This window comes from Flavobacterium sp. LM4 (assembly GCF_002017935.1).
Classification (GTDB): Bacteria; Bacteroidota; Bacteroidia; order Flavobacteriales; family Flavobacteriaceae; genus Flavobacterium; species Flavobacterium chungangense.
In genome coordinates, this window is sequence record NZ_MUFW01000001.1 from 1,539,993 (window position 1) to 1,565,842 (window position 25,850).

General features: G+C 32.0%; 23 protein-coding genes and 1 pseudogene. 7 read left to right on the forward strand and 17 right to left on the reverse strand.

What is annotated here, in order from left to right; all coding sequences use genetic code 11:
* Positions 1-25: 25 nt before the first annotated feature.
* The 5 genes and pseudogenes from BXU10_RS06870 to BXU10_RS06890 all read right to left on the reverse strand — a co-directional run.
* Positions 26-1,813 (reverse strand): annotated as a pseudogene (locus tag BXU10_RS06870) (putative LPS assembly protein LptD); the annotation flags it as partial.
* Positions 1,729-2,064: a hypothetical protein gene (locus tag BXU10_RS06875; RefSeq protein WP_189328067.1), complete on the reverse strand. Its 336-nt coding sequence runs from the start codon at positions 2,062-2,064 to the stop codon at positions 1,729-1,731. The gene BXU10_RS06875 and the pseudogene BXU10_RS06870, both read right to left, overlap by 85 nt.
* A complete protein-coding gene (locus BXU10_RS06880; RefSeq protein ID WP_078226713.1) occupies positions 2,061-2,483 on the reverse strand; it encodes a hypothetical protein in 423 nt (140 codons plus the stop codon). Before BXU10_RS06880 ends, BXU10_RS06875 begins: the two co-directional genes overlap by 4 nt.
* A gap of 104 nt (positions 2,484-2,587) precedes the next feature.
* Entirely contained in the window at positions 2,588-3,880 is a 1,293-nt protein-coding gene (locus tag BXU10_RS06885) for a hypothetical protein (RefSeq protein WP_078226714.1), read from the reverse strand.
* A 188-nt stretch (positions 3,881-4,068) separates the two neighbouring features.
* On the reverse strand, positions 4,069-4,521 hold the full coding sequence (locus BXU10_RS06890; protein ID WP_031453801.1) for a hypothetical protein: 453 nt from the start codon (positions 4,519-4,521) through the stop codon (positions 4,069-4,071).
* Between the two features lie 448 nt (positions 4,522-4,969).
* On the opposite strand from BXU10_RS06890, the gene BXU10_RS06895 reads away from it, so the two are divergent.
* From BXU10_RS06895 to recA, 4 genes are all read left to right on the forward strand, one after another.
* Positions 4,970-6,118: a DNA polymerase III subunit delta' gene (locus BXU10_RS06895; protein WP_078226715.1), complete on the forward strand. Its 1,149-nt coding sequence runs from the start codon at positions 4,970-4,972 to the stop codon at positions 6,116-6,118.
* Between the two features lie 7 nt (positions 6,119-6,125).
* A complete protein-coding gene (locus BXU10_RS06900; RefSeq protein ID WP_031453803.1) occupies positions 6,126-6,509 on the forward strand; it encodes a hypothetical protein in 384 nt (127 codons plus the stop codon).
* A 35-nt stretch (positions 6,510-6,544) separates the two neighbouring features.
* Positions 6,545-7,057, forward strand: coding sequence for an acyl-CoA thioesterase (locus BXU10_RS06905; RefSeq protein WP_078227927.1), 513 nt, complete (start codon positions 6,545-6,547; stop codon positions 7,055-7,057).
* Positions 7,058-7,227: 170 nt separating this feature from the next.
* Positions 7,228-8,235, forward strand: coding sequence for a recombinase RecA (gene recA / locus BXU10_RS06910; protein ID WP_031453805.1), 1,008 nt, complete (start codon positions 7,228-7,230; stop codon positions 8,233-8,235).
* A 450-nt stretch (positions 8,236-8,685) separates the two neighbouring features.
* On the opposite strand, the gene BXU10_RS06920 is transcribed toward recA, so the two are convergent.
* Positions 8,686-9,438 carry a 1-acyl-sn-glycerol-3-phosphate acyltransferase gene (locus BXU10_RS06920; RefSeq protein ID WP_078226717.1) on the reverse strand — a complete coding sequence of 251 codons (753 nt, stop codon included), beginning with the start codon at positions 9,436-9,438 and terminating at the stop codon, positions 8,686-8,688.
* A gap of 200 nt (positions 9,439-9,638) precedes the next feature.
* On the opposite strand from BXU10_RS06920, the gene trpS reads away from it, so the two are divergent.
* A complete protein-coding gene (gene trpS / locus BXU10_RS06925) occupies positions 9,639-10,613 on the forward strand; it encodes a tryptophan--tRNA ligase (RefSeq protein WP_078227928.1) in 975 nt (324 codons plus the stop codon).
* 476 nt (positions 10,614-11,089) lie between these two features.
* Here trpS and dprA read toward each other — a convergent pair whose 3' ends face one another.
* The 5 genes from dprA to BXU10_RS06955 form a co-directional block, all read right to left on the reverse strand.
* Complete coding sequence (gene dprA / locus BXU10_RS06935) at positions 11,090-12,190, reverse strand: DNA-processing protein DprA (protein ID WP_078226719.1); 1,101 nt, start codon at positions 12,188-12,190, stop codon at positions 11,090-11,092.
* A gap of 204 nt (positions 12,191-12,394) precedes the next feature.
* The gene (locus BXU10_RS06940) at positions 12,395-13,417 is read right to left on the reverse strand and encodes a hypothetical protein (protein WP_078226720.1); all 1,023 of its coding nucleotides are present in this window, start codon (positions 13,415-13,417) and stop codon (positions 12,395-12,397) included.
* Between the two features lie 172 nt (positions 13,418-13,589).
* Positions 13,590-14,201, reverse strand: coding sequence for a response regulator transcription factor (locus tag BXU10_RS06945; protein WP_078226721.1), 612 nt, complete (start codon positions 14,199-14,201; stop codon positions 13,590-13,592).
* On the reverse strand, positions 14,198-15,940 hold the full coding sequence (locus BXU10_RS06950) for a sensor histidine kinase (protein WP_078226722.1): 1,743 nt from the start codon (positions 15,938-15,940) through the stop codon (positions 14,198-14,200). The genes BXU10_RS06945 and BXU10_RS06950 overlap by 4 nt, the downstream gene beginning before the upstream one ends.
* A 46-nt stretch (positions 15,941-15,986) precedes the next feature.
* Positions 15,987-16,382 (reverse strand): hypothetical protein, encoded by a 396-nt coding sequence (locus BXU10_RS06955; RefSeq protein ID WP_078226723.1) that lies wholly within the window; start codon positions 16,380-16,382, stop codon positions 15,987-15,989.
* A 270-nt stretch (positions 16,383-16,652) separates the two neighbouring features.
* On the opposite strand from BXU10_RS06955, the gene BXU10_RS06960 reads away from it, so the two are divergent.
* Together BXU10_RS06960 and BXU10_RS06965 are read left to right on the forward strand one after the other, a co-directional pair.
* The gene (locus BXU10_RS06960; protein ID WP_078226724.1) at positions 16,653-17,615 is read left to right on the forward strand and encodes an SPOR domain-containing protein; all 963 of its coding nucleotides are present in this window, start codon (positions 16,653-16,655) and stop codon (positions 17,613-17,615) included.
* Positions 17,616-17,712: 97 nt separating this feature from the next.
* Positions 17,713-18,072: a hypothetical protein gene (locus tag BXU10_RS06965; RefSeq protein WP_078226725.1), complete on the forward strand. Its 360-nt coding sequence runs from the start codon at positions 17,713-17,715 to the stop codon at positions 18,070-18,072.
* Between the two features lie 40 nt (positions 18,073-18,112).
* On the opposite strand, the gene BXU10_RS06970 is transcribed toward BXU10_RS06965, so the two are convergent.
* The 6 genes from BXU10_RS06970 to mnmG all read right to left on the reverse strand — a co-directional run bounded on the left by BXU10_RS06970 (position 18,113) and on the right by mnmG (position 25,504).
* On the reverse strand, positions 18,113-18,877 hold the full coding sequence (locus BXU10_RS06970) for a hypothetical protein (protein WP_078226726.1): 765 nt from the start codon (positions 18,875-18,877) through the stop codon (positions 18,113-18,115).
* 47 nt (positions 18,878-18,924) lie between these two features.
* Positions 18,925-21,204 carry a helix-turn-helix domain-containing protein gene (locus BXU10_RS06975; RefSeq protein WP_078226727.1) on the reverse strand — a complete coding sequence of 760 codons (2,280 nt, stop codon included), beginning with the start codon at positions 21,202-21,204 and terminating at the stop codon, positions 18,925-18,927.
* A 102-nt stretch (positions 21,205-21,306) separates the two neighbouring features.
* Positions 21,307-21,882, reverse strand: coding sequence for an OmpH family outer membrane protein (locus tag BXU10_RS06980; RefSeq protein WP_078226728.1), 576 nt, complete (start codon positions 21,880-21,882; stop codon positions 21,307-21,309).
* A 245-nt stretch (positions 21,883-22,127) separates the two neighbouring features.
* Entirely contained in the window at positions 22,128-22,976 is an 849-nt protein-coding gene (locus BXU10_RS06985) for a bifunctional 2-polyprenyl-6-hydroxyphenol methylase/3-demethylubiquinol 3-O-methyltransferase UbiG (RefSeq protein ID WP_078227929.1), read from the reverse strand.
* Positions 22,977-23,074: 98 nt separating this feature from the next.
* The gene (locus tag BXU10_RS06990) at positions 23,075-23,455 is read right to left on the reverse strand and encodes a GNAT family N-acetyltransferase (protein ID WP_223255402.1); all 381 of its coding nucleotides are present in this window, start codon (positions 23,453-23,455) and stop codon (positions 23,075-23,077) included.
* Positions 23,456-23,632: 177 nt separating this feature from the next.
* Complete coding sequence (gene mnmG, locus BXU10_RS06995; protein ID WP_078226729.1) at positions 23,633-25,504, reverse strand: tRNA uridine-5-carboxymethylaminomethyl(34) synthesis enzyme MnmG; 1,872 nt, start codon at positions 25,502-25,504, stop codon at positions 23,633-23,635.
* Positions 25,505-25,850: the final 346 nt, after the last annotated feature.

Sequence of the window (25,850 nt, forward strand, 5' to 3'; positions counted from 1 at the left end):
CAAAAAGATTAAAATTGTATTTTGATTATCTGTTAGAAGCGCTTCGTTTATTCCATTTAATATCACTAAGCATTCCTGATTTTATTCCAATAAAGAAATTCCAGTTAGCATAGGTACCAAGAGGTGTCCAGTTAAAAGACATTCTCCAGCTTAATAAATCTCTTTCAAAACGCAGTTGGGTAAAAGTAACGCCTTTTTGTACAAAATCATAACCGGTTGAGATTCCGCCTTTCCATTTAGGGGTAATATCCATATTTGCAGAAATCATTAAAGAATTACCCGAAATCTTATTTTCTCTTTTTGTATTTGTATAAGTCAACGAATAAGCCATAGTCATGTCCCAGGGAAGTTTTGAATTGAAGAATTCTGTAATTACATTCTCAGAATCTTCTTCGGCAAATTGGCTTTTCCTGGTGTCATTAAGGTCGGTGTTTGTTCCAAATAAATCATCACTACGGCCTCCATTTCGCTCACTTTGTTTGTTTTCATCCTTTTTGTCGTTTTTGTTTGAAAAAGAATAATTCAGGGTCATATTGGCACTTGTCATTCTAAACAAGCTTCCTCCATTATTGATGTTGAATACATTAATTTGCTGTCCGGAATTATCAATAGCATAAGGGTTTAATGTTGCGGCAAAATTGACATTCATTTTATTATCAAACAATTGAGTTCCTCCACTAACCCGAACAGGCTCAAGTGCGAATGTTGTTTTTCCGTCAGCATTAAAATTATAACTGGTGCTGAAATTTAAATTATTTAACAACATCACTTTCTTAGGCTCTGTTTTAGTGCTGTCCTTATCTGTTACTTTTGCTTCAAAAGTATTGCTTAAATCAAAACCGATTATATTAGAATTTGATTTTCCTGGTTGTCCGTAAACTCCGTTTTCAAATCGGGTGTAATCTTTATAAGTGGCTCCGGTTGCATCTATGGCGTATGTGTCATAATATCTTTCAAAACTAGGTGTGTAGGAGTAGGAGAATGATGGGCGCATTACATGTCGTATAGCTTGTATTTTCTTTGTGTCCCCAAATTTGAAAGTACCATAGATAGTGGTTCCTAAACTTGAACTAAAGTTATACGTTCTAAAGGCATCAAAACCATTAACTGTTTTATCAACAACAGTATTTAAGTCGCTATCAAAAGATCTGTTAATTGTTTTTGTTACCCAGGTCTCCTGATAATTTGTTGATGCACTAGCACTAAAATATTTGAATATTTTAAAATTGGTGCTAAGAGGGATGCTGTGTTGCATTCCAATTTGTGCGTTATCAAACATTTGAGGTTTAAAAAATAAAGAATCAGTAGTTACAAAACTGTTTTTACCACTCAGATTGTATTGTAGGTTAATATTTTTAATTAGACCTTTTTTGACACCGTCTTTTCCAACAAATGGATAAATACGATCAACACTTGCCTGTAACGAAGGTAAAGTCATATTTATTTCTTCGGTTTGTGTATTTTGAGAATGCGTTGCAGTTAAGGCTATTCTGGCTTGTGGGATAGTATTGAATGTTTTATTCCACGAAATGGAAGAACTAAGTGTGTTGTTTAAACTGGAACCAATATTAGCCTGATTAATGGATTGTTTGAAATATTTACTACTACCCATATTCACAGAAGCAGAAAAACTCGAATTAGGATTCGATTTGGAATCTTTTGAGTGTGACCACTGAATATTGTAAATATTTTGTTTAGAATAATCAGGATAGCCTCTTTCGCTTGATATTAAATTCTCAAATCTAAAATTAACATTCCCTCTATACTTGTATCTTTTTGCATATGAGGATTCAAAACGCCAAGAATTGGAGCCGAAGTTACAAATACTCCGTTCTCATCACTTAATTCTACATCAAAAACGACATCTGAAGAGAAATCGCTATATGTAAAGGTCACATTATACTCATTAAAGGGTATGCCGCTTACTATATCTCCTGCGCAAATATTTACAAAATCAAACTTACTGGCTGAAATTGTTTGCGCATTAGAATGGTAAACGGTAAATAAAAATACTCCTGAAAAAAGTAATGTTTTTATCAGAGAAAGAGTAGTTTTTTGCATCATATAGTACGAATTCTTGCTAAGTCTATATCTTCAAAAAACAAAATGTCTATAAAAGTTTCAGAAAAGTCATATTTATAATTCTCAATAATATCTTTTGCAAGAACAGAATAAGATGAGATTTTTTTTGATTCTTTTTCTGAATTGACAGCTCTATTTGTTTTGTCAATTCCTTCAGCTTCTACAGCAAAGCTACCCTTGGGGATGGATAGCTCTACTATAAACTGTTTAGAATACTCTAAATCAATTACAGATGTAATTTCCGTTATTTGGTTTAAATTTTTTAACGTATGATCTTGTTGACCAACAGCAACATTTGAATTTATAGGTTTTTCAATTTTGCATTGGGCATATAAACTTAACGATAAAGGGGAAACCAAAAATATTGTATATATAAAATACTTTTTAATACTTGGAGCCATATTCTATTTGATCTTTATTTGGGTCCTGTCTTAAGACATATACATAAATTGTCTGGGGACTTTTATTAATAAAATTTACGCTTTGAAATAAAAATCTAAATCTATTATCTATTACCGCTTGAAGCAGTAATTTTTCCTAATTGAAGTCTGAAATCTGGTTTTTTTGGATTAAAAATATCTATAAAAGTTTCTTTGTTATCACTTTGAGAGTATACGTTAAAAAACACACTGTTACCATACCAACTCTCTAAATCTTCATTGTTAGAATTGAATTCTGTAAATATATTACCTTTACATAGGTTGAAAAACATTTCTTCAAATTTAATTTTCTTGAGATTAGCATCGTTAATCTCTGTTTTACTATCTAATAAAACTGCAGGATTAAAACCTGAAATTACACTACGTTTTATTTCCAATGAAGCATTTTCAGCAATATATACAGCTTCTTTTACTAAACCTGACTGAATATCTGCATTTATATTTTCACTATCATTAAGCATTGTAATGTTTGATGCTACAACTAAAGTTTGTTTTTTAGTAAAATCTGTTTCACTCTTTTTCTCATATGAAGCAACTTCTAAACAACGGGATCCATCTTTGTTACTTGATAAGTAAGAAGATCTTACTGCAAGTGAGTTATGCAAACGACATTGAACTCCTTGAGTAAACTTATAATCATCATTGATAGATTTATAAGAAACTAATTTAGTAGCATTAAGATCTCCTCCAAAAAATCCAAATGAATCTCCTGCAGAATAACTTACCATTACATTTTCTAAGATTGTTTTATTTCCAACACCAGCAAGTGTTAGACCATTGAAAGTTCCTGAACCTTTTACTTTTTTACCGGCAAATTCAATTCTTACAAATCTTAATATCCCTGAGTTTCCTGCAACATTATCACCACCATAAGTAGTTTTTGTAGGATCAAGATCTAAATTATAAGAACCAACATTTCCAAATTTATTAATCGGAGCATCGCCAAGAATCACAATACCTCCCCAGTCACCAGCTTTTTTCTGACTTCTGTTAGAAGTAAATACAATTGGGTCAGTCTCTAAACCGTCTGCAATAATTGATGCACCTTTTGTGACTACCAATGTTCCTTTTGTTTCGAAATCACCGATAATTAATGTTCCCGGCTCAATTGATAAAACAGCATTGTTAGTAATATAAACATTTCCCTGCAAAACATAAATGTTTTTCTTAAGCAGTTTTGTGTTTGTTGAAATGTTTCCAGCTAAAATTTGGTTGGCTTCACCGTATTCAACTTTGTTAGGCTTAAATTCGGTCCAGTTATTCAACCAATTGTTGTAGCCCATAATTCCTTTTTCTTGTTGAGCACTCATACTTGCAACTGTCAAAAGAACGCAGATAATTTGAGTAAATTTTTTCATGATAAGGGGGTATTAGGGTTAATAATAAATTTGGGTATGCGTAAATTATAAAAACTCATCCCGCGTTTTCCAAAAAAATCAGAATACATCGAGAACGAGCTGTTTTTAATACCCTTTTTAAAATGCTAAATGAAATTTAATCCATTTACGTAAACATTTTAAAAAGGGTTTCAAAAATATTTAAAAAATTACATTTCGTTCAATTCGTTGAATTCATGTAAAGATTTCAATGTTCCTTCGTAAAATAAAATTGCTGCTATTAAATTTGCCTTGTCTGAATAAGGCATCATTTTTCTTTGAAAATCTACAGTAGTATCTAAAAATGCACTAGTTCCTAAAGCTTGATTTTCTAAAGATTTTTTGTGTTCATTATCGTCTGGTATACCTAAGTCTGCCATAGTAACACCAGGTTTGGTAACCAAAGCAATGTAAGGAAGTGTTTTTACTAAAACTTTAATACGCTCAATATACAACTCTAATAATTCTCCTTTTTGCATTCCACTCAATTCCTTTTGATCGTGATATTTACGAATAAGAGCTGTAGTACTAATGATACTGCGAGGAGCATTTTTAGCCTGGGCATTTATAGCCCCTGTAGTCAATAAAAAAAATGCACTTAAAAAAATAATTTTCCCTTTCATAGATTCTTATTAAAAGTTCGTTGTTGATGAAAACAAAAATATATAAATTAACTTAATCTGCAACTTTAATATTTTTTTTTTTAAAAAAAAGACTTAAAAAAAACTTAAAATCATGTTTTTATATCAGTAAAATATGCCCTTAACGTCTATTACTGTTTCATTATATCAAGGCCTTTTTATGTAAGATTTTTATTTGGATTTAGAAAAAAATGATGTTTGTATGTTGAACAAAATATCAAAAAAAAACATGATTTGATGTTGGATCTGAAAAAACTATTAACAAAAAATTCTTAATATCTCTTCGAAATAACATCAATGTTAACAAAACTTAAGAGAATAAAAATTAACAATTAAGTTAAAAACAAATTACACAACTAGAAATTAAATGAATAAATAAAGTTTAATTTATAATTTTTTTGACTCTCTCATTTTCTTATATCTTTGCTCTATGCAATTTTCAGAAATTTTAGGTCAGGATTATATCAAAAGCCACTTAATAAAAAGTGCTTCTTCAGGGAGAATTCCTCATGCACAACTCTTCATTGGGCCAGAAGGAAGTGGTACATTATCGACTGCTATTGCTTATGCCCAATACATTTTATGCAATAACAAAGGGAATGAAAATTCAAATGGGAATGATTCCTGCAATCTAAAATTTCAAAACATTTCTCATCCCGATTTACATTTTATCTATCCAACAGTAACAACTGAAGATGTTAAAACAAAACCCAAAAGTTTAGATTTCATTCAGGATTGGAGAAATTTTATTCAGGAAATGCCATATGGTGGCTTATTTGACTGGTATAAAATTTTGGGTGTACAAAACAAACAAGGTGAGATACGTGTAGAAGATGCTCAGGAAGTTTTAAAATCACTTTCGTTAAAATCATACGAAGGAGGATACAAAATCATGATTATCTGGATGGCCGATAAAATGAATATTGCAGCATCAAATAAACTTTTGAAACTGCTGGAAGAACCATCTGATAAGACCATTTTTATTCTCATTTCTGAAAATGAAGAAGATATAATACAAACCATTCGATCACGTTGTCAGGTAATTCACTTTAATGGCTTGCCTGAAAAAATAATTTCAGAAGCGTTAATTTCTCAGGAAAATATAGATCAGAACTTAGCTAAAAAAATTGCACATCAGGCTCAGGGAAATTTCAATAAAGCTATTTCTATCTTAAAAGAAGATGATTCCGAATATCCTTTTGAGCAATGGTTTGTCAATTGGGTCCGTGCTGCGTTCAGAGCTAAAGGAAATGCTGCCGCTATTCAGGATTTAATTTCCTGGAGTGAAGAAATTGCAGCTTTAGGTCGTGAAAGCCAGAAAAAATTCATTCATTTTTGTATTGAAATGTTTCGTCAGGCTCTTTTATTGAATTATGAAGCTCCGGATTTAGTTTATATTGAACCAAAAGTGGACAAATTTAAACTGGAAAATTTTGCTCCTTTTGTAAACGGAAACAACATCCACGATATTTTCAAAGAACTTTCAGATGCGATGTATCACATTGAAAGAAACGGAAATTCAAAAATAATTTTAACTGATTTATCTATAAAACTGACTCGTTTAATTCATAAAAAATAATTTCCGTATGAATAATGTTGCATCCATTTTACTATTAGCCTTTTTAGCCTTAACTTTTTTACAATCAGGTTATGAGAAAATTTTTTACTGGAAAGATAATGTTAGCTGGCTCACAGAGCATTTTGCAAAAACAATATTAAAAAAACAAGTACCACTCGCCTTACTTCATCTTTTAGTTTTAGAATTAATTTCCGGTGTTCTATGCGTGGTTGGTGCTATACAATTGTTAACAAACAGTGGTCGGGAATTTGGTTTTTATGGAGCTATCTTTTCCTGTATTTGTTTATTAATGATGCTTTTCGGACAACGATTAGCAAAAGATTATGATGGTGCAAGAACTATTGTAATCTATTTTATTCCAGCCGTTATGGCTGTTTATTGGTTGAACTAAATCAACACAATTATTTTAAATTTTATATCAAAAAAATGAATCCAAAACATCCTTCAGAATCTTTGACAATATTAACCGACTTAGTTTTACCTAGCGAAACAAATCCTTTAAATAATCTTTTTGGAGGTGAATTATTAGCACGTATGGATCGTGCTGCCAGTATTGCCGCAAGAAGACATTCACGAAGGATTACTGTTACCGCATCTGTGAACCATGTAGCTTTTAATAGAGCAATTCCATTAGGAAGTGTTGTAACTGTTGAAGCTAAAGTGTCCAGATCATTCAAAAGTTCTATGGAAATTTTTATTGATGTCTGGGTAGAAGATCGAGAATCCGGACTTAGAACAAAAGCCAACGAAGCCATATATACTTTTGTCGCTGTTGATGATACCGGCAGACCTGTAGAAGTAGCACCAATTGAACCAGAAACAGAAATTGAAAAACAACGTTTTGATGCTGCATTACGTCGCAAGCAATTAAGTTTATTATTAGCAGGAAAAATAAAACCCGAAGATGCTACAGAATTGAAGGCTTTGTTTGTGTCTTAAAAATCTTACTTTTTAAGGTGTCATATTTGATTGCTACTTCAAAAAAAAGAAGTATTTTTACAAAATTACAAGCCATATAAATATAAATCAGAAGGTTATTGATTTTCTGATAGTATGTTTGAAAGAGAAGAATTATAAAAATTTAGATGAAAGAAAAAGAAAAAAAAGAGATGAGTTCAGAGAAAGATGCCAAATTAAAAGCGCTACAACTTACGCTTGATAAATTAGATAAAACTTACGGAAAAGGAACCGTAATGAAAATGGGGGACAAAGCCATTGTAGAAGTTGAAACAATTTCTTCAGGTTCTCTGGGTGTTGATTTAGCACTTGGAGTAAATGGCTATCCAAAAGGAAGAATAATTGAAATATACGGTCCGGAATCTTCAGGTAAAACTACATTAACTCTACATGCGATTGCAGAAGCTCAAAAAGCTGGAGGAATTGCAGCTTTTATAGATGCTGAGCATGCTTTTGACAGAAATTATGCTGAAAAATTAGGTGTTGATATAGAAAACCTGATCATTTCTCAGCCAGATAATGGTGAACAAGCTTTAGAAATCGCAGAAAACCTTATTCGCTCAGGAGCAATTGATATAGTTGTAATTGACTCTGTTGCAGCCTTAACTCCAAAAAGTGAAATTGAAGGTGAAATGGGAGATTCTAAAATGGGTCTTCACGCACGTTTGATGTCTCAGGCTTTAAGAAAACTTACCGGGACTATCAGTAAGACAAACTGTACTGTATTCTTTATCAACCAATTGAGAGAAAAAATTGGTGTTATGTTTGGTAACCCTGAAACTACAACTGGTGGTAATGCATTGAAATTTTACGCTTCTGTTCGTTTAGATATTCGCCGTTCTTCACAAATAAAAGATGGAGAAAATGTGATTGGAAACAGAACGAAAGTTAAGATTGTAAAAAATAAAGTGGCTCCGCCTTTTAAGACTGCAGAATTCGACATCATGTATGGGGAAGGAGTTTCTAAAACAGGAGAAATTTTAGACTTAGCGGTAGAATTCGAAATAGTTAAAAAAGCGGGATCATGGTTTAGTTATGGAGAAACAAAATTAGGACAAGGACGCGATGCTGTTAAATCATTAATCAAAGACAATCCTGAATTAGCTGATGAATTAGAAGTAAAAATTAAAGCACATATTAAAGAATCTGCTAATGCTTAATCTTTAAAAATCTGCAAATTACATACTTTATAAAACCCGACAAATTTAACTTGTCGGGTTTTTTATTTAAAAGTAAAACTAAAGACGCAACCTTTTATAAATTTTACCATCTTATTAGTAACGTACAATTTCGAATGGTGTTTGTTAAAATACTTTCGAAACTTTTTAGAATAAATTGGGTTGGTTATTTCAATAAAAATCCGTTAGTTTTTTTGTTTTGGTTACTAGCGGGTTTTTATTATTTTGAAGATTTTTATCGATTTTTAATTTTTAATCATCTAAAAATCGGTCAATATTTGTAATCGAAAAAGAAAAACATTCCTAAAATTAAAAAGACATACGCTTTATTTCTTAGAAATAAATTTACAGATAAAATTTTTGAATATAAAAGGGGTTTTAATTCAAAAAGAAAACCCGACAGAAACTAAAAATTTTGTCGGGTTTATTAATTTATTTAAATTCTTCTTTCTTAAATTCAAGTAAACCTTTATAAATCAATTGTCTGGTCTGATCCCTCAGGTCTTTTCTATTGTCACTTGTTAAAGATTTTGTTTCGATAAAAGGAAGTATTTTGACTCTCATTTTTCCGGGACTTCCACTTAAAAAAGTATAAGAAAACCGTTCTTTATTATCGGCAAAAACAATTGGCACAATTGGAATTTGATGGTCTATTGCTAATCGAAAGGCTCCATCTTTAAACTCATCGAGTAAAATTGATTCATCGTCAGGAACTCCTCCCTCGGGAAAAATACAAATACTAAGTCCCTGATTCAATCTGTCCTGAGCTCTTTTGAAAACTTCATTTTTGCTTTTTGAAGAATTTCTATCGACTAAAATACAAGTTCTTTTATAGAAAAACCCAAATAACGGTATCTTGGCCAACTCTTTTTTACCAACAAAAACAAATGGATTACGTACCACTGCCAACATCAGCATAATGTCTGTCATTGAAGTATGATTGGCAACAATCATATAGCTTTTTCCTTTTTCAAGCTTTTGAAGACGTTCAATTTTATAATAAAAACCCATCCCAAAAAGAATGAACTTTGCCCAAATACGAGCCATTTTAAAGAAATAGGGATAACCTTTTTCAGTTATAATTGAAGCCAGCAAAAACGGCAGCATGATTAATATTGGAATCGCCATTACAATGTAAAACCAAATACGCCAAATAATCCAAAAAACAATTTTAATTCCTTTCATAGCTTCAAATGTAAGAAAACCGATGTAAATTTAGATTTTAGACCATTAGATTTTTAGAATATTTAAATTTTTCTGAAAATAAAAGCTGAAATCTCAGAGAACTTTTAGAAAACTTTTTTAATTTTTGCAGAAGAAAAAAATAAACCTTGCATCCTTTGCAAAAAAGTTTGCGAACTTTGCAATTAGAAATAAGAACCAGAATGGCAAAAATACTTACCGGTGTTCAGAGTACCGGAACCCCACACTTAGGCAATTTATTGGGAGCAATTATTCCCGCAATCGAATTATCAAATAATCCGGCAAACGAATCTTATTTGTTTATAGCCGATTTACATTCGATTACTCAAATAAAAGACGGGAAAACATTAAGAGAAAACACCTATAGTACTGCAGCAGCATGGCTTGCATGTGGTTTAAACCCCGATAAAGTTACATTCTACAGACAATCTGATGTGGCGCAGACAGCTGAATTGACGTGGTATTTAAGTTGCTTTTTTCCATACCAGCGTTTGACTTTAGCACATTCATTTAAAGATAAATCTGATCGTTTAAGTGATGTCAATGCCGGGCTTTTTACCTACCCGATGTTAATGGCTGCAGATATTTTATTATATGATGCTGAATTTGTTCCAGTTGGAAAAGATCAAAAACAACATATAGAAATCACGCGTGATGTCGCTTCAAGCTTTAATCGTCAAATGGGAGAAACATTCGTACTTCCGGAAGCTATAATTCAGGAAGAAGGCAAATTGATTCCAGGAACTAATGGCGGGAAAATGAGTAAATCTGCAAATAATATTATCAATATTTTCCTTGATGATAAAGTTTTGCGTAAACAAATTATGAGTATCGAAACTGACAGTACTCCGCTTGAAGATCCTAAAAATCCAGATACCTGTAATGCGTTTGCTATTTATTCTTTATTGGCAAATGAAACTCAAATAGCCGAAATGAGAGCCAATTATCTTGGAGGAAATTATGGTTATGGTCATGCCAAACAAGCGCTGTTTGAATTGATTACCGAAAAATTTAAAACTGAAAGAGAAAAATACAATTACTACATAAACAACCTTGAGGAAGTAGATGCGCTTTTGAAAAAAGGTGCTGAAAAAGCTTCTGTTGTTGCTGATGGCGTTTTGGCCAGAGTTCGTGAAGTGCTCGGATTTGAAAAATAATTAAAATATTAAAACCCGGCAGGATTGTGAAAACTTGTTGGGTAATATTGAAAATTTTAACTCATTGGGTCAAATTTATTAAGCAAAATGCTGAAAAAAATATTTACAAAATACCTGTTTTTTCTCTTAATATTGCTTTTCGGATTTGGATTTATACTGGCTTATCTATTTGGATATGAGCAATCTTATGGAATAAATAAAACCGTGGGATGGGCATATGATATATCCAATCAGGTTTTCTTCACTTCATTAATTTTTACCCTTTCTCAAATTCTTTTTATCATTGGATATTTGATCATTTTCCTTATTCGGCGAAAGACTAACTATTATCTTTCTATTGTTCATTTCGAGATTATTATCCTCACATTAGTATTTTTAGAAAATTTTATAGTGAATGCAATTTTTTCTCTTCTCTCAATGATCCTATTTTTTACAAATGCTTTCAAGTCACATAAATAAATTATGATCTTTTAAAATCAAATCGCCTCAAACAACTTTCCTGGCAAAGGTCTAATAACGCCTTTTAGCTCCATATTCAATAACATCCCGGAAATTTTATAGATTGGAAATTCACAGTGAAGCGCAATTATATCCAACAATTCTTTTCCATTTTTAAGCAGGTAATCGTAAATTTTTTGCTCGTCTGATTCTAAATCTACAAACAATTGTTTTTGTACCGGTTTTGACTTGTTTTCGATATCCCAGTTGAGCATATAAACCAAATCGGCAGCATTAGTGAGTACATTTGCTTTTTGTGTTTTAATCAATTGATTACAGCCCTGACTATATTTATCTGTGACACGGCCAGGAACAGCAAAAACATCCCGATTGTAGTCATTGGCCAGATTTGCTGTGATAAGCGAACCACCCCTATCAGCAGACTCTATAACGATTGTTGCTTCGCTCATGCCTGCAACTATTCGATTGCGTCGTACAAAATTTTCTTTATCAGGATTGGTAGAACTCCAAAATTCGGTAATGAAACCGCCATTTTGTTCCATCTTTGTCATGTATTTTTTATGCGTTTTCGGGTAAATTTGATTTAATCCATGCGCCAGAACTCCAATAGTTTGTAACTCATTTTCCATCGCTAACTGATGTGCCACGATATCAACTCCATACGCAAAACCACTAACAATTATAGGATCAAGCGGAGCCAAATCTTCTATCAGTTTTTTACAGAATTCCGTTCCGTAAGAGGTTATTTGGCGTGTACCCACAATACTTATTATTCGTTTGTTTTCTAAATTGATATTTCCTGCCGAAAAAATTAAAACCGGGGCATCAATGCAATGCTTCAACCTTTCCGGATATTTATCGTCCTTAAAAAAAGAAGTTTGAATGTTATTTTCCTTAATAAATTCCAGTTCCTGATTCGCCTTTTCAAAAACAGATTTATCTTTTAAATTTTTTAGTAATGCTGATCCAACACCATCAATAGCTACAATTTTATTGGATTTTGTTTTGAAAATTTCTTCAGCGCTTCCAAAATTTGATAATAATTTTTTAGCCATAATATCTCCTACACCTTCAACCCTGAGTAAGGCTAATAAATAAAATAAATCTTGTTCTGTCATGGCTTGTATAATTTTAGAAGGATGGATAATTTGAAAAACAGGTTTAGTTTTTCAAGATGGCAAATATATGAATTAGAAGTAAATTCTTTCAAAAATAAAATACAAATAAAAACAGTTACAAGAAGTTCCTGTAACTGTTATCATGATAATTTAGATTGATAATCTACCAAACTTAAATGTTGCTAAACAGCAGTTATATAAATTTTAGACGGCTAAATATTCATTCAGAGTTTTCTTTTCTGTTACATTTAATTCATTAATTGCATTATCGATACTGATTAAAGCCTCTTTTTCCTTGTCTACTAATTGCCTTTTTAACTCTAGAAGATTAACTGTTTGACCATCAGATGACTTCAGATTTGAGGGATCAAAACCATTCGTATTTAATTGTTCTATGTTCAAATCAATTTCCTTAATTGAATTTAAAAAACTATTCGTTAACTCATCTCTTTTTATTAAAAGATTATTTCGTTGGCATTGAAAATTTCCTGAAATTGCAGTAGCAAAATCTTTTTTTTGTTCCCCTATCAAATCTTGGCTGTAATTCTTCAATTCTTCAGTTTCTTTTTCCATTTGTTTGGTTTCTGCCTTCACATTTTTTATGGTTATGCTAGGTAAATTCATTTTAATATCCTGTCTTACCATCTTAAACTCAGGAATAGCGGTAATAAATTCAGTTATTGCCATTTTAAATTTTGGTAAATTTGTTTTTATTTCGACCGTTCTTGTGTGAACTTCTGGAACCTCAGTCAAAATATCTTTCCAAATAGTTGTACACTTTGGAACCCCTTTAGTTTTACCGCCAAATGGGAGGTGTATCCACGTGTCTTTACAATGGATTTGAGGATATTGCCCTGTTTTTTTTAAAACCATTTTTGTATAAACCTCATCGAATTTTATAGATTTCATTTCCATTGTAATTTGAGGTATTCCAAAAGATATTTTCTTGTCTTTCATTGTAATTGAAACTAAATCTAGGGCAAAATGCTGTTCTTTCATTTCAACTACAAAATCAGTTTGAATTGATTGTTCTGCGATATTAGGACTTGGTGCATCATCCTTAATATCTTCAGCTTTTTTTTCAACATCTTTGTACTTAGATTCATATTTAAGTTTAATTGCATCTAATTCAACTTGGTTTCCTTCGCATTGGCTAAATGAAAATTCTGTATTTATTAATGAAAAAAATGTCATTAATGCTGCTAAGTAAGTAATTTTTGTTTTCATAATTTTCTATAATTTTGGTTCGCCTACTCTAATTCCCCTTTTCGGCTAACTGGTTGATTATTAAATCAAAATTCCAAATTACAGCGCACAAAAAAATCCCTACAAATGGGGATTATTTGGAAAAAACTATTTTGATTTAATTTACAAATGGAAAGCTGAGTAAAAATAAAACTCAAAAATCATACTTGCGTTCTACTGCAAAACGTATTAAGTCTGTTTTGCCATAGAGATTCATTTTTTTGAGGATGTTTTTGCGGTGGGTATCAACAGTGCTTTTACTGATAAAAAGTACATCGGCAATTTCGTTAGATGTTTTTCCTTCGCCAATAAGTCTAAGGATTTCTTTCTCACGATTGCTTAAAAGGATGTTTTGTTTAGTTAATTCATCTTTTACAATAATAGTGTCGTCAAAAAAAGTTTCGTTGCTTAAAACAGCTCTAATAGCTTCAATCAATTTCTTGAGCGGGGAGTTTTTCATAATATACCCTGATGCCCCTGCTTCTTTCATTTGCTGAATAGCTTCAGACTGGTCAAACATACTAAAAGCGATGACCTTAATCTCGGGAAATTCTTTCTTAATAATTTTGGTAGCAGAAATTCCATCACATTTTGGCATTCGAATGTCTGTAATAACAACCTGTGGTCTTTTTTTTCGAACCAATTGTATTAGCTCATCCCCATCATTGGCTTCTCCTACAACGGTAATGTCACCTTCAAATTCCAAAGAAAGTTTGATACCGTCAATAAGAGACTGATGGTCTTCGGCAATGATTATTGTGATCATAATGGTAAGTCTATAATGATGGATGTTCCTTTGGTCAAAATTGAATCTATCGTAAATGTCCCGCCCATTTGTTCTACTTTTTTCTCCATATTTTTGAGACCAATTCCCGATTTACTCACAATGATTTTCGGATCAAAACCTTTACCGTTATCTTCTATAATAATATTAATTTCAGCAGGTGCCCCCTGAGTTAAATAGATATTAACTTCGGTTGCTTCAGAATGTTTTATGATGTTAGTGCACAGTTCCTGAATCATTCGGAATAAAGTAACTTCTATAGTATTTTCTAATCTTTCTGTTAGACCAAACGGAATAACATTAATTTTTAAATGTTCTAAAACACTCATTTTATCCGCCATTTTATTAACCGCAACCAACAATCCCTCACTACCAATAACACCCAGATTTTTAAGGTGTGCAATATTGCGTACTTTTTGATATGCTTCTTCTAATAAAGCATCAGTTTTATCGTAAAGCTTATTTTCTTGTTGATTTGTAGTCGCATTTTGATGTTTCAGATTTTGAAAATTTAGTTTTAATGTGGCCAGCATACTCCCCAAATTATCATGTAATTCGTTAGCTATATTTTGACGTTCCTTTTCCTGGCTTTCAAGCATTAAATCAATTTCATTAAGCTCTTGATCTTTAAGCATTTTTTCGATTTTTTGTATCCCGATTAGTTTTTCCTGTTCAGCAATTTTTTTCTTTTTAGTAATGTTTTTATATCCTAAAACACTTACTACCAATACAATAATCAATATGCTTAAAATCAGATATAAAATAATATTATTTATTTTAATGTTTGTTTTTAATTCAAGATTTTCGAGTTCTTTTTCCTGAGTTTTGTATTTGGTATCAAAATTATTGATAGCAATATTTTGCTGTTCCGTATTTAGAGAGTCGTGATATTTATTTGCAATTTCTAGATGGAGCAATGCCTTATCCATGTTTTTAGCATCTTTGTAATTTAAGTAAAGGAAATTATTGATGTTCTCTTTATTAACCTTCTTGTACTCAATTAGTTTTATTTTATCAGCCTGATGTAATAAAGCAATTGCCTTATCATATTGACGAAGCTGTGAATAGTTAGAAGCCTGATTCATCAAATTATAACAGATGTAGTTTGAATTTGGTGTTTTTTCCTGATGCAAAAGCAAATTATCTTTATGGAGATAATACAAACTGGAATCTGGTTTATATAATACATCACTAAAAAGAACTGCAAGATTATTATAGATTTTACTTTCCAGTTTTTTATCCTTGACGATTTTGTTTAAAGCTATTGCCTTTCTAAAATAAAGCAAACTTTCCTCAGCTTCTTTTTTATTTATTTTTAAAGAAGCTATTTGAACATATCCCTTAAGAATTTTAGCATCATTGTTTGTTGCTACGGCATAATCCATATATTCTTTGAGATAGAACTGGTGCTTTTGTGTATTGTCTTTGTAACTAACTAATAATGAAGCAATATTGAGATTAATTTCCATTGCTTTCTCTACAACTTTGGCTTTTAAATATTGCTTTTTAGCTGTTAAATAATTTTCAATCGCTTTTACATCGTTGTTTTCTTTACTATAACTTTTTGCTGTCAGAAAATAATAATACCCCAAATCTTCCGGTAAAAAAGCAGTTGTGTTTATTAGAGAAAGTTGTTTTAGTGCCTCTTTTGATTTCCCTTTTTCAATATTCTTATCGATCGTACTGAGGACTTTATTTTGCCCAAAACAAATGCTCACCATACAAAGTAAAATGAGCAGAAAACTAATGGTTTTATGTAATCTTTTTTTATACACTTTCACGAATTGTTCCTCTTCCTGTAGTGTCTGGAATAAATGGACCACTATATTTATCCGTATATATTCTTTGAGGAGTTCTCGTTAATTCATTATTTTGATGATGAAAAGCAACTTTAATTTCTTTAGTAAAATCAATTTCTAAAATTCCGTTTTTTTCAGTTTCATTCAAATCAATTATAAACGATACAAAATCACCGCCATCCCCTGTAAAATCTTTTCCTAAAAAATCTTTAAAATGAATTACAATTTTATTTCCTTCCTCATCCGAAATATTATAGATTTTGTATATTCCATACATATTATTCCTTGCCGGTTCAGGTAATGCTACTGCTATAACTGCTTTTTTACCTTCTAAAAGAATACCTTTTACATCATAATTTTTCATAATTTTATTTTATTGGTTTGTAATATTCAAATCTATGGATTTATGAAAGAAAAAGAATACCTACAAATGGGTATTTATTAGAATATCATTAAATTAGATTTAATAATCATACGTTCAAAAGTAACTCAAAAATAAATTTTTAAAGATATTTTATAATATTATAAAAACAAAAAAAATACTTAATCATTTAAAAACCAAATACCTACAAATTGTTAATAAAAATTGTGAATAAAATTTTGATAACTATATTGGAGTTATAACTTTGTTACTATGAAAATCGAAACTTACATCGCGCAGTTATTATATCGTTATCAGTGTGTAACGGTTCCAGGATTCGGAGCTTTTTTAACCGAAATTCAGTCGGCACAGCTTAATGAAAGCACAAATTCGTTTTTTCCACCGAAGAAAATGGTCTCTTTTAACAGTCAAATCAAAAACAATGATGGTTTACTGGCAAATCATATAGCTAATTCAGAAAAAACATCTTATGGTTTTGCTGTTAGTGCCATTGCTTTTGAAATTTTAAATTGGAAAAAAACCTTAGAAGAGGATGGAATTTTACATTTAAAAAATATTGGTGAAATTCGTCTCAATAGTGATAACAACTTCGTTTTCAGTCCAAACCAAGAAAATAATTATTTAACAAGTTCATTTGGATTGAGCCCTTTTGTTTCACCTTTGGTAAAAAGAGAAAATTTCGAGAAAGAAATTCAAAGAATCGAGAAAAAAGAACCTGCAACTCTCTATGCTGACGAAGAAAGAAAATCTTCAAATTCGTATTTAAAATATGCGGCCATATTTGTGTTGGGTCTTGGAATTACAGGAAGCATTGGCTATCCGCTGTATGAACAAGAAATTGCAACACAAACCCTAGTTGTTGAAAGTACTGTTCAGAAAAAGGTGCAGAACAAAATTCAGGAAGCTACCTTTATGATTCAAAATCCTTTACCTGCAGTAACGCTATCTATAGATACTTCAAAAACAGAAGCAGTAGATAAAACAATGCCATATCACATTATTGCAGGGGCTTTTAGAAGTGAGCAAAACGCTAAAAAAGCATATAACCAATTAATAAAAAATGGCTACGAAGCCAGAATGCTTGGCGAAAATAAACACGGATTATTCCCTGTGTTATATGGAAGTTACGCTACCATGTCTGAAGCTGAAAAAGCACAAAGAGAAATTCGTAAAGCTGAAAATCCTGACGCCTGGATTTTAATCGAAAATTTATAAAGCTTAGAGAGAAAAATTCATTTGTTTTATTATTCACTTTAGAACTACAAAGATTATGAAGTTTACCATTAGACTATTTATTATTATATGCCTTCTTATGACGTCACAATCTTTTTTTGCACAGGAGACCAGCGTTCCTTCAGAAAAAGCGATTCAGGAGGCTAAAACAGCGGAAGAGCATCAAAATAAAATAAATAAAGAGCAGAAAAAAATTGAGAAGCATCAGCGGGAGGTTAATAGCGCAGAAAAATCTATTAAGAAAACACAAAAGAAAATAGAAAAACAAAAAGCTGCAAATCAAAAAACTGACAGTCAAATTGCAAGCAGCAAAAATTCTGAAGAAGAAATTCAGAAATTAAAAATAAAGTCAACTAAGCAAAAACTTGAAATTGATAAACTGGAGCTTAAACTATTACAACAGAAAAAAGAATTAGACGAAATTAGAGCCTCTTTTTAATATATAAAAAATCCTATTCTGAACGAATAGGATTTTTTGTTTAACGTGGAACAATTTCAGCGTCCTGAGAAAGAATTATTTTTTTGTTTTGGTAAATAGTCAATCCTGCCGGAGCAGTGCCATTTTCTCGTAGAGGCGATATATGACATTCGTAAATATATTGTCCTTTTTTAAATTCAAATCGATGATTTCCACCATTTCCATCCAAAATCACTTTTCCTTTAGAAATCACCAGATCAGGTTCTTCAGTCATTTTCTTTTTCAAAGACCAGGAAGCATAACGATAGTTATTATTTCCTAAATCATCTATTCTAATCCTGAATTTACTAGTTTCTAATATACATTCAGGCACTTTAAACTTAGCTATTGAAGTATGTAATTTCGTTTTCTCTTTAGCGATTATATTATTTTTAAGATCCTTTTCGAATTTGGACTGATAATTTATCGAAATCAGGCGACCGTCAGTATCAATCCATATTGTACCCTGATTGAGCATAATACCTCTCCAGCCCATTTCTGACCAGTCTTTAGCAGGATCCGATTTTATGATTTCATTCTTCAAAGTAGCATCAAAAATTTCAGAATATCGTTTTACAAACTCTTCTTTACTTTTAATTTCCGGAATTGGATATTCTCTTTTGAACGGATACGAAATCATAGCAGCAAGAGCTTGCTTTTTATCATTTTTTACATTCGAAATAAAGGTTTTAATAAACTTTTGATATTCCGGTTTCAAATCCTGGCTTTTAACTAAATTAATTGTAAGTACTGATAGAAACAGGCATATAATTTTTATCTTTTTCATAATCTGTATTGTCTATGTTTTACGTGGAACATTAATTTTAAAGATACTTAATTAATACTGGCTTTAAACATTTTTAACTCATCCCAGGTGAATTCATCACCGTGTTTTTCTTTTAATCCGTTAAGAGATTCCTCCTGATAAAATTCGAAAGCATCTCGCAGTGCCAATATCTTATCATAGGGTAAAACATCCGAGATTTCGATTTTTTTTGCCTGAATCAATTTAACTAAATGCATTTCAATAGTCTGTATCGTAAGTTTTCGAAGTCGGGCAATATCAGCAATTGAATTTTTCTCAATCCACAAATCATATGTTTCTTCAACGGTGGTTTTCTTAATTGCTTTTGGCTCGTTCTTATCTAATTTTTTCGAGGTATAGCGTACAATTGGCTCATCTAACTTGAAAATATCGGTATTGCTCATTTTAAACTCGTCACGAATTTTCGAAATCTTATCTGATTTGTAATTTTTAATCGTTGAGGACGTTAATTTTTCCTTACAAATGGTTTCACCCGCAACAACTATTTCGATCAATAATTTGGCCTTCATTAAGCGTAAAACAGTCTTTGTTTGCAGATCGTCCAATAAAGCTAATTCTTCATAAAATTCTTTTACTTTTTTGAATTTCTGAATTTCGGCCATTTTCTGCAGAAGATCTGTAACCAGTTTATCCATCGGTTTAAAAAAATACTCATAGGCAGCCACTACCCTTTCCTGGACGAAAAATAAATCAACAGTTTCTTTACTAAAAATTTTATTGAGCTGATGCACAAACTTTTGCGAAGGATCTATTAGCAATTCAATTGTTTCAAGACGCTTATGTGCCCAAACAGAATGTTTTGATTTTTCGGAATTAGCAGCATTTTCGTTGTAACTAAATCTGTGATTGCGCCATTCCTGAGCTAAATCTATCCAGTTAAAACTGTTAATCAAATAGTTATGAATAAAATTTTTGGTTTCAAAATGCAAATGTTTTTCCAGAACGTCTTCGGTTGCTTTATTCAAAGCATAATCCATTACCTCCTGATCGTTTGAAATACCATTCATTTGAAGCGGAGAAAGCAAAATAAGCCCTTTTAAGGAAGTTAAACGTGATAATGCAACATACGCTTGTCCTGGCAAAAAAACTTGCGATACATCAAGCGCAGCTTTCTCAAAAGTTAGACCCTGACTTTTATGTACTGTAATTGCCCACGCCAATTTTAGCGGATAATGCGCAAAAGTCCCTAAAACCTCCTCTTCTATTTCTTTCGTAAGCTCATTTATCTTATACCGGATGTTTTTCCACTCGTATTTTTCAACCTCAATCGTTTTGTTCTCTTCCGGAAAATGCACAAAGATTTCTTCTGGTGAAAGTGATTTTACAACACCCATTTTTCCGTTAAAATACCTTTTATCAAAAGATAAATCGTTTTTAACAAACATCACCTGTGCTCCTACCTTTAGTTTCAGATTTTCTTCAACCGGAAATATTTTTTCGGGAAAATCGCCAACAATAAAAGGCTGATAGGTATATTCATTTCCGGCCAAATCACCAATTGCCTGTTCATTGATCGAATCAGCCTTTGCATTGTGTGTTGTGAGCGTAATATAGCCGGGATTATTTTTCAAATCAAAATCAGGTTTAACATATTCGTTTAAAATCTGAATATCCTGAGGCGTAATCTGATTGTTTCGAAGATTGTTCAAAACCGAGATAAAAGAATCATCAGTCTGTCGATAAATCTTAGATAATTCAATGTAAAGCGGTGGATTTTGCTGAATTACATGCGAATGAAAAAAGAATTTTCCTTTGTAATAATTGCGTAAAGTTCGCCATTCTTCATCCCGAATGACTGGCGGTAATTGCAGTAAATCTCCAATAAAAAGTACCTGAACACCACCAAAAGCCTGAGAATTTTTGCGAACCGTCTGCATCATAAAATCTATGGCGTCCAGCAAATCAGAACGTAACATACTTACTTCATCAATAATCAGCAATTCCATGTTACGGATCACATTACGTTTTACATTATTCATTTTGAAATGCCTTCGTAAAGTTTCCTTATTTTCAAATTTTACAGTCTCAGTGAATTGGGAATTGTCATCATACGAAGGAATAAAAGCCGAAAATGGCAGTTGAAACATCGAATGAATGGTTACTCCGCCAGCATTCAAGGCGGCGATTCCTGTTGGTGCCACAACCACCGTATTTTTATGTGTAGTAGCGATAATTTCACGTAAAAGTGTAGTCTTTCCTGTTCCGGCTTTGCCTGTCAGGAATATCGATTTTTGCGTTTGATTGATAAATTGTAAAGTATAAGCAGCTGCTTCTGAAACGTTTTGCATTGGGCGTATATTGAAGACTAAAAGTATCGCATTTTTATAAAATAAAAAAACCTAAATCTGTTAATTAGATTTAGGTTTTAGGATAGTTAGTTATTTTAGTTGTTATTTCTTTGCCTCTTCTTTAGTTGGAGCTTTTTCATCTGTTTTTGGCTCCGCTTTGTATTTATCGTTCAAAGCTTTAATAATTTCTTTTGTAATGTCGTATTTATCTTGTGCATATAAAACAGTTGCAGCATCACCTGTACCGTAGATATAGGAATATCCGTTTTTCTTTCCGTAATCTTTAATGAATTTTTTCACACCGCTTACAAGAGAATCCATTTCAACTCCGCTTTCTTGTTGCAATTGCTGCGCTAATTGTTGTTGAGCATAACCCAATTGTTGTTCTCTTTTTTGTAATTCAGCACCTCTTTGTTGTGCCCAGGCCTGACCGTTTGCCTGTGCCTGACTTTGAAAATTAGCAGCATCTTGTTTGAAACGATTTATCTCAGCTTGAAGTTGTCTTCCTTTTTCTTCTGATTGTGCTTTGTATTTTGCTTCAAGGTCTTTTGCTTCAGTGTACTCTTTCATTAAAACCGAAGTATCTACGTAAGCTGTTTTTACTTCCTTTACTTCAGCCGCTTTCTCACATGAAACAACTAAAACCGAAAGCGCGATAATTACTAATGCTTTTTTCATTTTCTGAATTTTCTATTTTTTATGTATGAAAGACAAAAATATAAAAAAATAAATAGCATCGACATAAAGTTCAAAAAATGCTATAATTTTATCATATTAGTTTTATTTATGGACAAAAAATCAACGATAAGATATCACTATTAAAAGTGGCTTTCATATCTTTTATTAGAGCTGTTTTCTTAAAAAAGACAACACAAACCCTCGTTTTACTTAAAAACATGCCGTAAATAAGCTTATTTTACGTTTTAGCTGTTTTTTAAGACATAAATGTGCGATGAATACTCTTTTGTTGAAGACGCTTTTAAATTTGATCGTAAACCGATAAAAAAAGCACGAATAAAATTCATTTTTCCGGTTTTATATTTTTCGGACAAAAGACTCACATAAAAAGAATCAAATTTCATCGGAAGAACTTTTTCCAATTTCATGTCTACTTTTTCGAACAGCGATTTTATTGCTTTTTTCGAGAAATGCCAAAAATGAATCGGTACATCGAAAGCTGCCCAAAATTCTCCGTAATGTTTTGCATCGAAAGATTTGAAATTTGGAACCGCAACAATTAATGTTCCAGTTGGCTTTAATAAACGCTTCAATTCCTGGATTTGTAATTCTAAATTTGGAACGTGTTCCAAAACGTGCCACATTGTAATTACGTCAAAAAAATTATTTTCCAATTCGCTGATTTGCTCCACAAATGAAATTCCTTTTTTCTTTGCAATTTCTTTTGCTCTTTCGCTTGGTTCTACTCCAAAAGTTTCCCAACCGTCATTTTTTGCCGTTAATAAAAAATCTCCGGTTCCGGCACCAATGTCTAAAATTTTCCCTTTTTGAGTTTGTTCTGAATTGATCAGATTCAGTTTGTTTTTTAAAGCAATATTTTTTACAAAATGATACGCTTTTTCAAAAACGGAACGTTTATTATCTGTGTGCGAGATATAATCTTCGCTTTCGTAATATCTTCCAAGATTTTCTAAATCCGGTTGGGGAGATGTAATTAGCATATCTAGATTTTCATCATAATACAAATCGAAAATTTCTTTTGAAACTGAATGGTCTTTTACAGTCAGAAAATGTTTTTTGTTTAAAACGTCCATTTTTAAATTATAGGTATTTTGGTTTAATTTCATAGTAAACCCTAAAAGTGGAATTTTTACTTTTAGGGTTTGTCTCTTTTAATATTTATATTTTGAATTCAGCCCTTCCAATTAATTTTAACAGCTGATAATTTTTCATTTTCAATTCGTATTTCCGGGATAATTGTAAAACCATTTTTGAGATAAAACTGCATTGGAGATTTATAAAAAGACTCGTTTTGTTTAACTTCTTTTTCGCCATCACTTGCCCATCCATTCAAGCTATTATTTTTGCTTTTAATTAAATTAATCAAAAGAGAACCGTTTCCTTTCCCCTGAAATTTATGATTCAAAATTAATCTAAACCAATCTTCATTTTCTCTTAAAAAAGTATAAGCCCAACCATTGATTTTGTTTTCATCATCAAGCAGCAAATAATGTTTTGTATTTAAAAGTCCGTTTAAATAAATATCAAATTCTTCGGCTGTTTTATATATCAATCTTACTGATATTCTACATTCCAAATCTCTCGTAAAACTTCTTTTTCCTCAAAAGATAAAATTTCTTTTTCAACTATTTTAATAAATTTTGAGAATACGTTTCACGTGGAACAATTTTTAAATTTGTTTCAGGTTTCAAGTTTCAAATTGCAACAAAAGTTGAAACCTAAAAAAAAATTATCTACCCATATAAATCAAAAGCACAGAAATATCACTCGGAGAAACTCCGCTGATTCTTGATGCCTGTGAAATTGTTACAGGACGAATTTTACCTAATTTTTGTTTCGCTTCAATAGACATTGATTTAATCTTATTATAATCAAAATTCTCAGGGATTTTTACTTCCTCGAGTCTAGTCAATTTATCTGCGTTATTTCTTTCCTTTTCGATATATCCGGAATATTTAACCTGGATTTCTGCCTGCTCCAAAATTTCCTGATCAAGATCATTTTCTTCAGCGTAAGCTTTCACTTTTTCAAATTTCATCATATCCTCCAAATCTAATTGCGGACGTGAAAAAACTTTAAACATTTTATCACCCTGAGAAATTGGTGCACTTTCTTTCGCTTCCAAAATCGGATTCGTTTCTGCAACCGAAACACTAGTTTCTTTAAAAAACTGAACCATTTTTTCAGACTCGTTTAATTTACGTTCCATTCTACGCAAACGAGCTTCAGAAGCTAAACCAATTTCATATGACATTGGGGTCAATCTGAAATCGGCATTATCTTGTCGCAACAATGTTCTGTATTCTGCTCTTGACGTAAACATACGATAAGGTTCTTCTGTTCCTTTCGTAATTAAGTCGTCAATCAAAACTCCAATATAAGCTTCATCACGTTTCAAAATTAAAGGCGCTTTTTCGTGCACTTTTAAATGTGCATTTATTCCTGCCATTAAACCTTGAGATGCTGCTTCTTCATATCCTGTTGTTCCGTTTATTTGTCCGGCAAAATATAACCCTTCAACTAACTTTGTTTCTAAAGTATGTTTCAACTGTGTCGGTGGAAAATAATCATATTCGATTGCATAGCCCGGGCGAAGAAATTTTACATTCTTAAAACCGGCAACAGAACGCAACGCTTTAAACTGAATATCCTCTGGAAGAGAAGTTGAAAATCCGTTCACGTAAACTTCACAGGTTTTCCATCCTTCTGGTTCGACAAACAATTGATGTCTTTCTTTATCGGCAAAACGATTTATTTTATCTTCAATCGAAGGGCAATATCTTGGGCCGATACTTTTTATTCTTCCGTTGAACATTGGAGAACGATCAAATCCTGATCTCAAAATATCATGCACATCCAAAGAAGTATACGTCATGTGACACGATCTTTGTTCGGTCAATGGAAAGGTCAAATCAGAATACGAAAACTTATCCGGTTTCGCATCTCCTTTTTCTTCGTTCATTTTAGAATAATCCAAAGAACGTCCATCGACTCTCGGCGGCGTTCCTGTTTTCATTCTTCCAGATTCAAAACCTACTGCAACCAAATCTTCGGTAATACCAAAAGCGGCACTTTCGCCCGCTCTTCCTCCACCGAATTGTTTATCTCCAATATGAATCAATCCGTTCAAAAAAGTTCCGTTTGTCAGGACAACAGATTTCGAACGAATTTCAACTCCAAGCGAAGTTATGATTCCTTTTATCTTTCCGTTATCGATAATCAATCCTTTTACCATCTCTTGGTAGAAATCCAAATTTGGAGTTCCCTCCAACATCATTCTCCATTCTTCAGCAAAACGCATTCGGTCACTTTGAACTCTCGGCGACCACATTGCTGGTCCTTTCGATTTATTTAACATCTTAAACTGAATTGCTGTTCTGTCTGAAACAATTCCGGAGTAACCTCCAAGCGCATCAATCTCACGAACGATCTGTCCTTTTGCAATTCCTCCCATCGCTGGGTTACAAGACATCTGTGCAATGTTCTGCAAACTCATTGTAACCAATAAAGTTTTTGATCCCAAATTTGCAGCCGAAGCTGCAGCTTCAGATCCTGCATGGCCAGCACCGACCACAATAACATCGTATTCTTCTAAAAACATTTTGTTTTATTATTCTCTGGAAACCGGTTAAGTCAGTTCTCAGAATTAACATTCTTTATTTTTGATTCAGGTTTCAAAATTACCCCTGAATTATGTTCCACGTGAAACATATATTTTATTCCCATTATTCATCTTTCATGTTTCCGGTAAACCTAAGACATGTTCCACGTGAAACATTTTTACCACTTTCTGATTTACTAGTTTCGAATTTAAACTGTTTTACGTGGAACAATTAACTAATTAAACCTTAGACTTGAAACAAAGATTTTCATGTTCCACGTGGAACGAATTTAATAAAAATCTAAAACTTAAAAAAACGTTCCACGTGGAACGTTTAATTATTTGA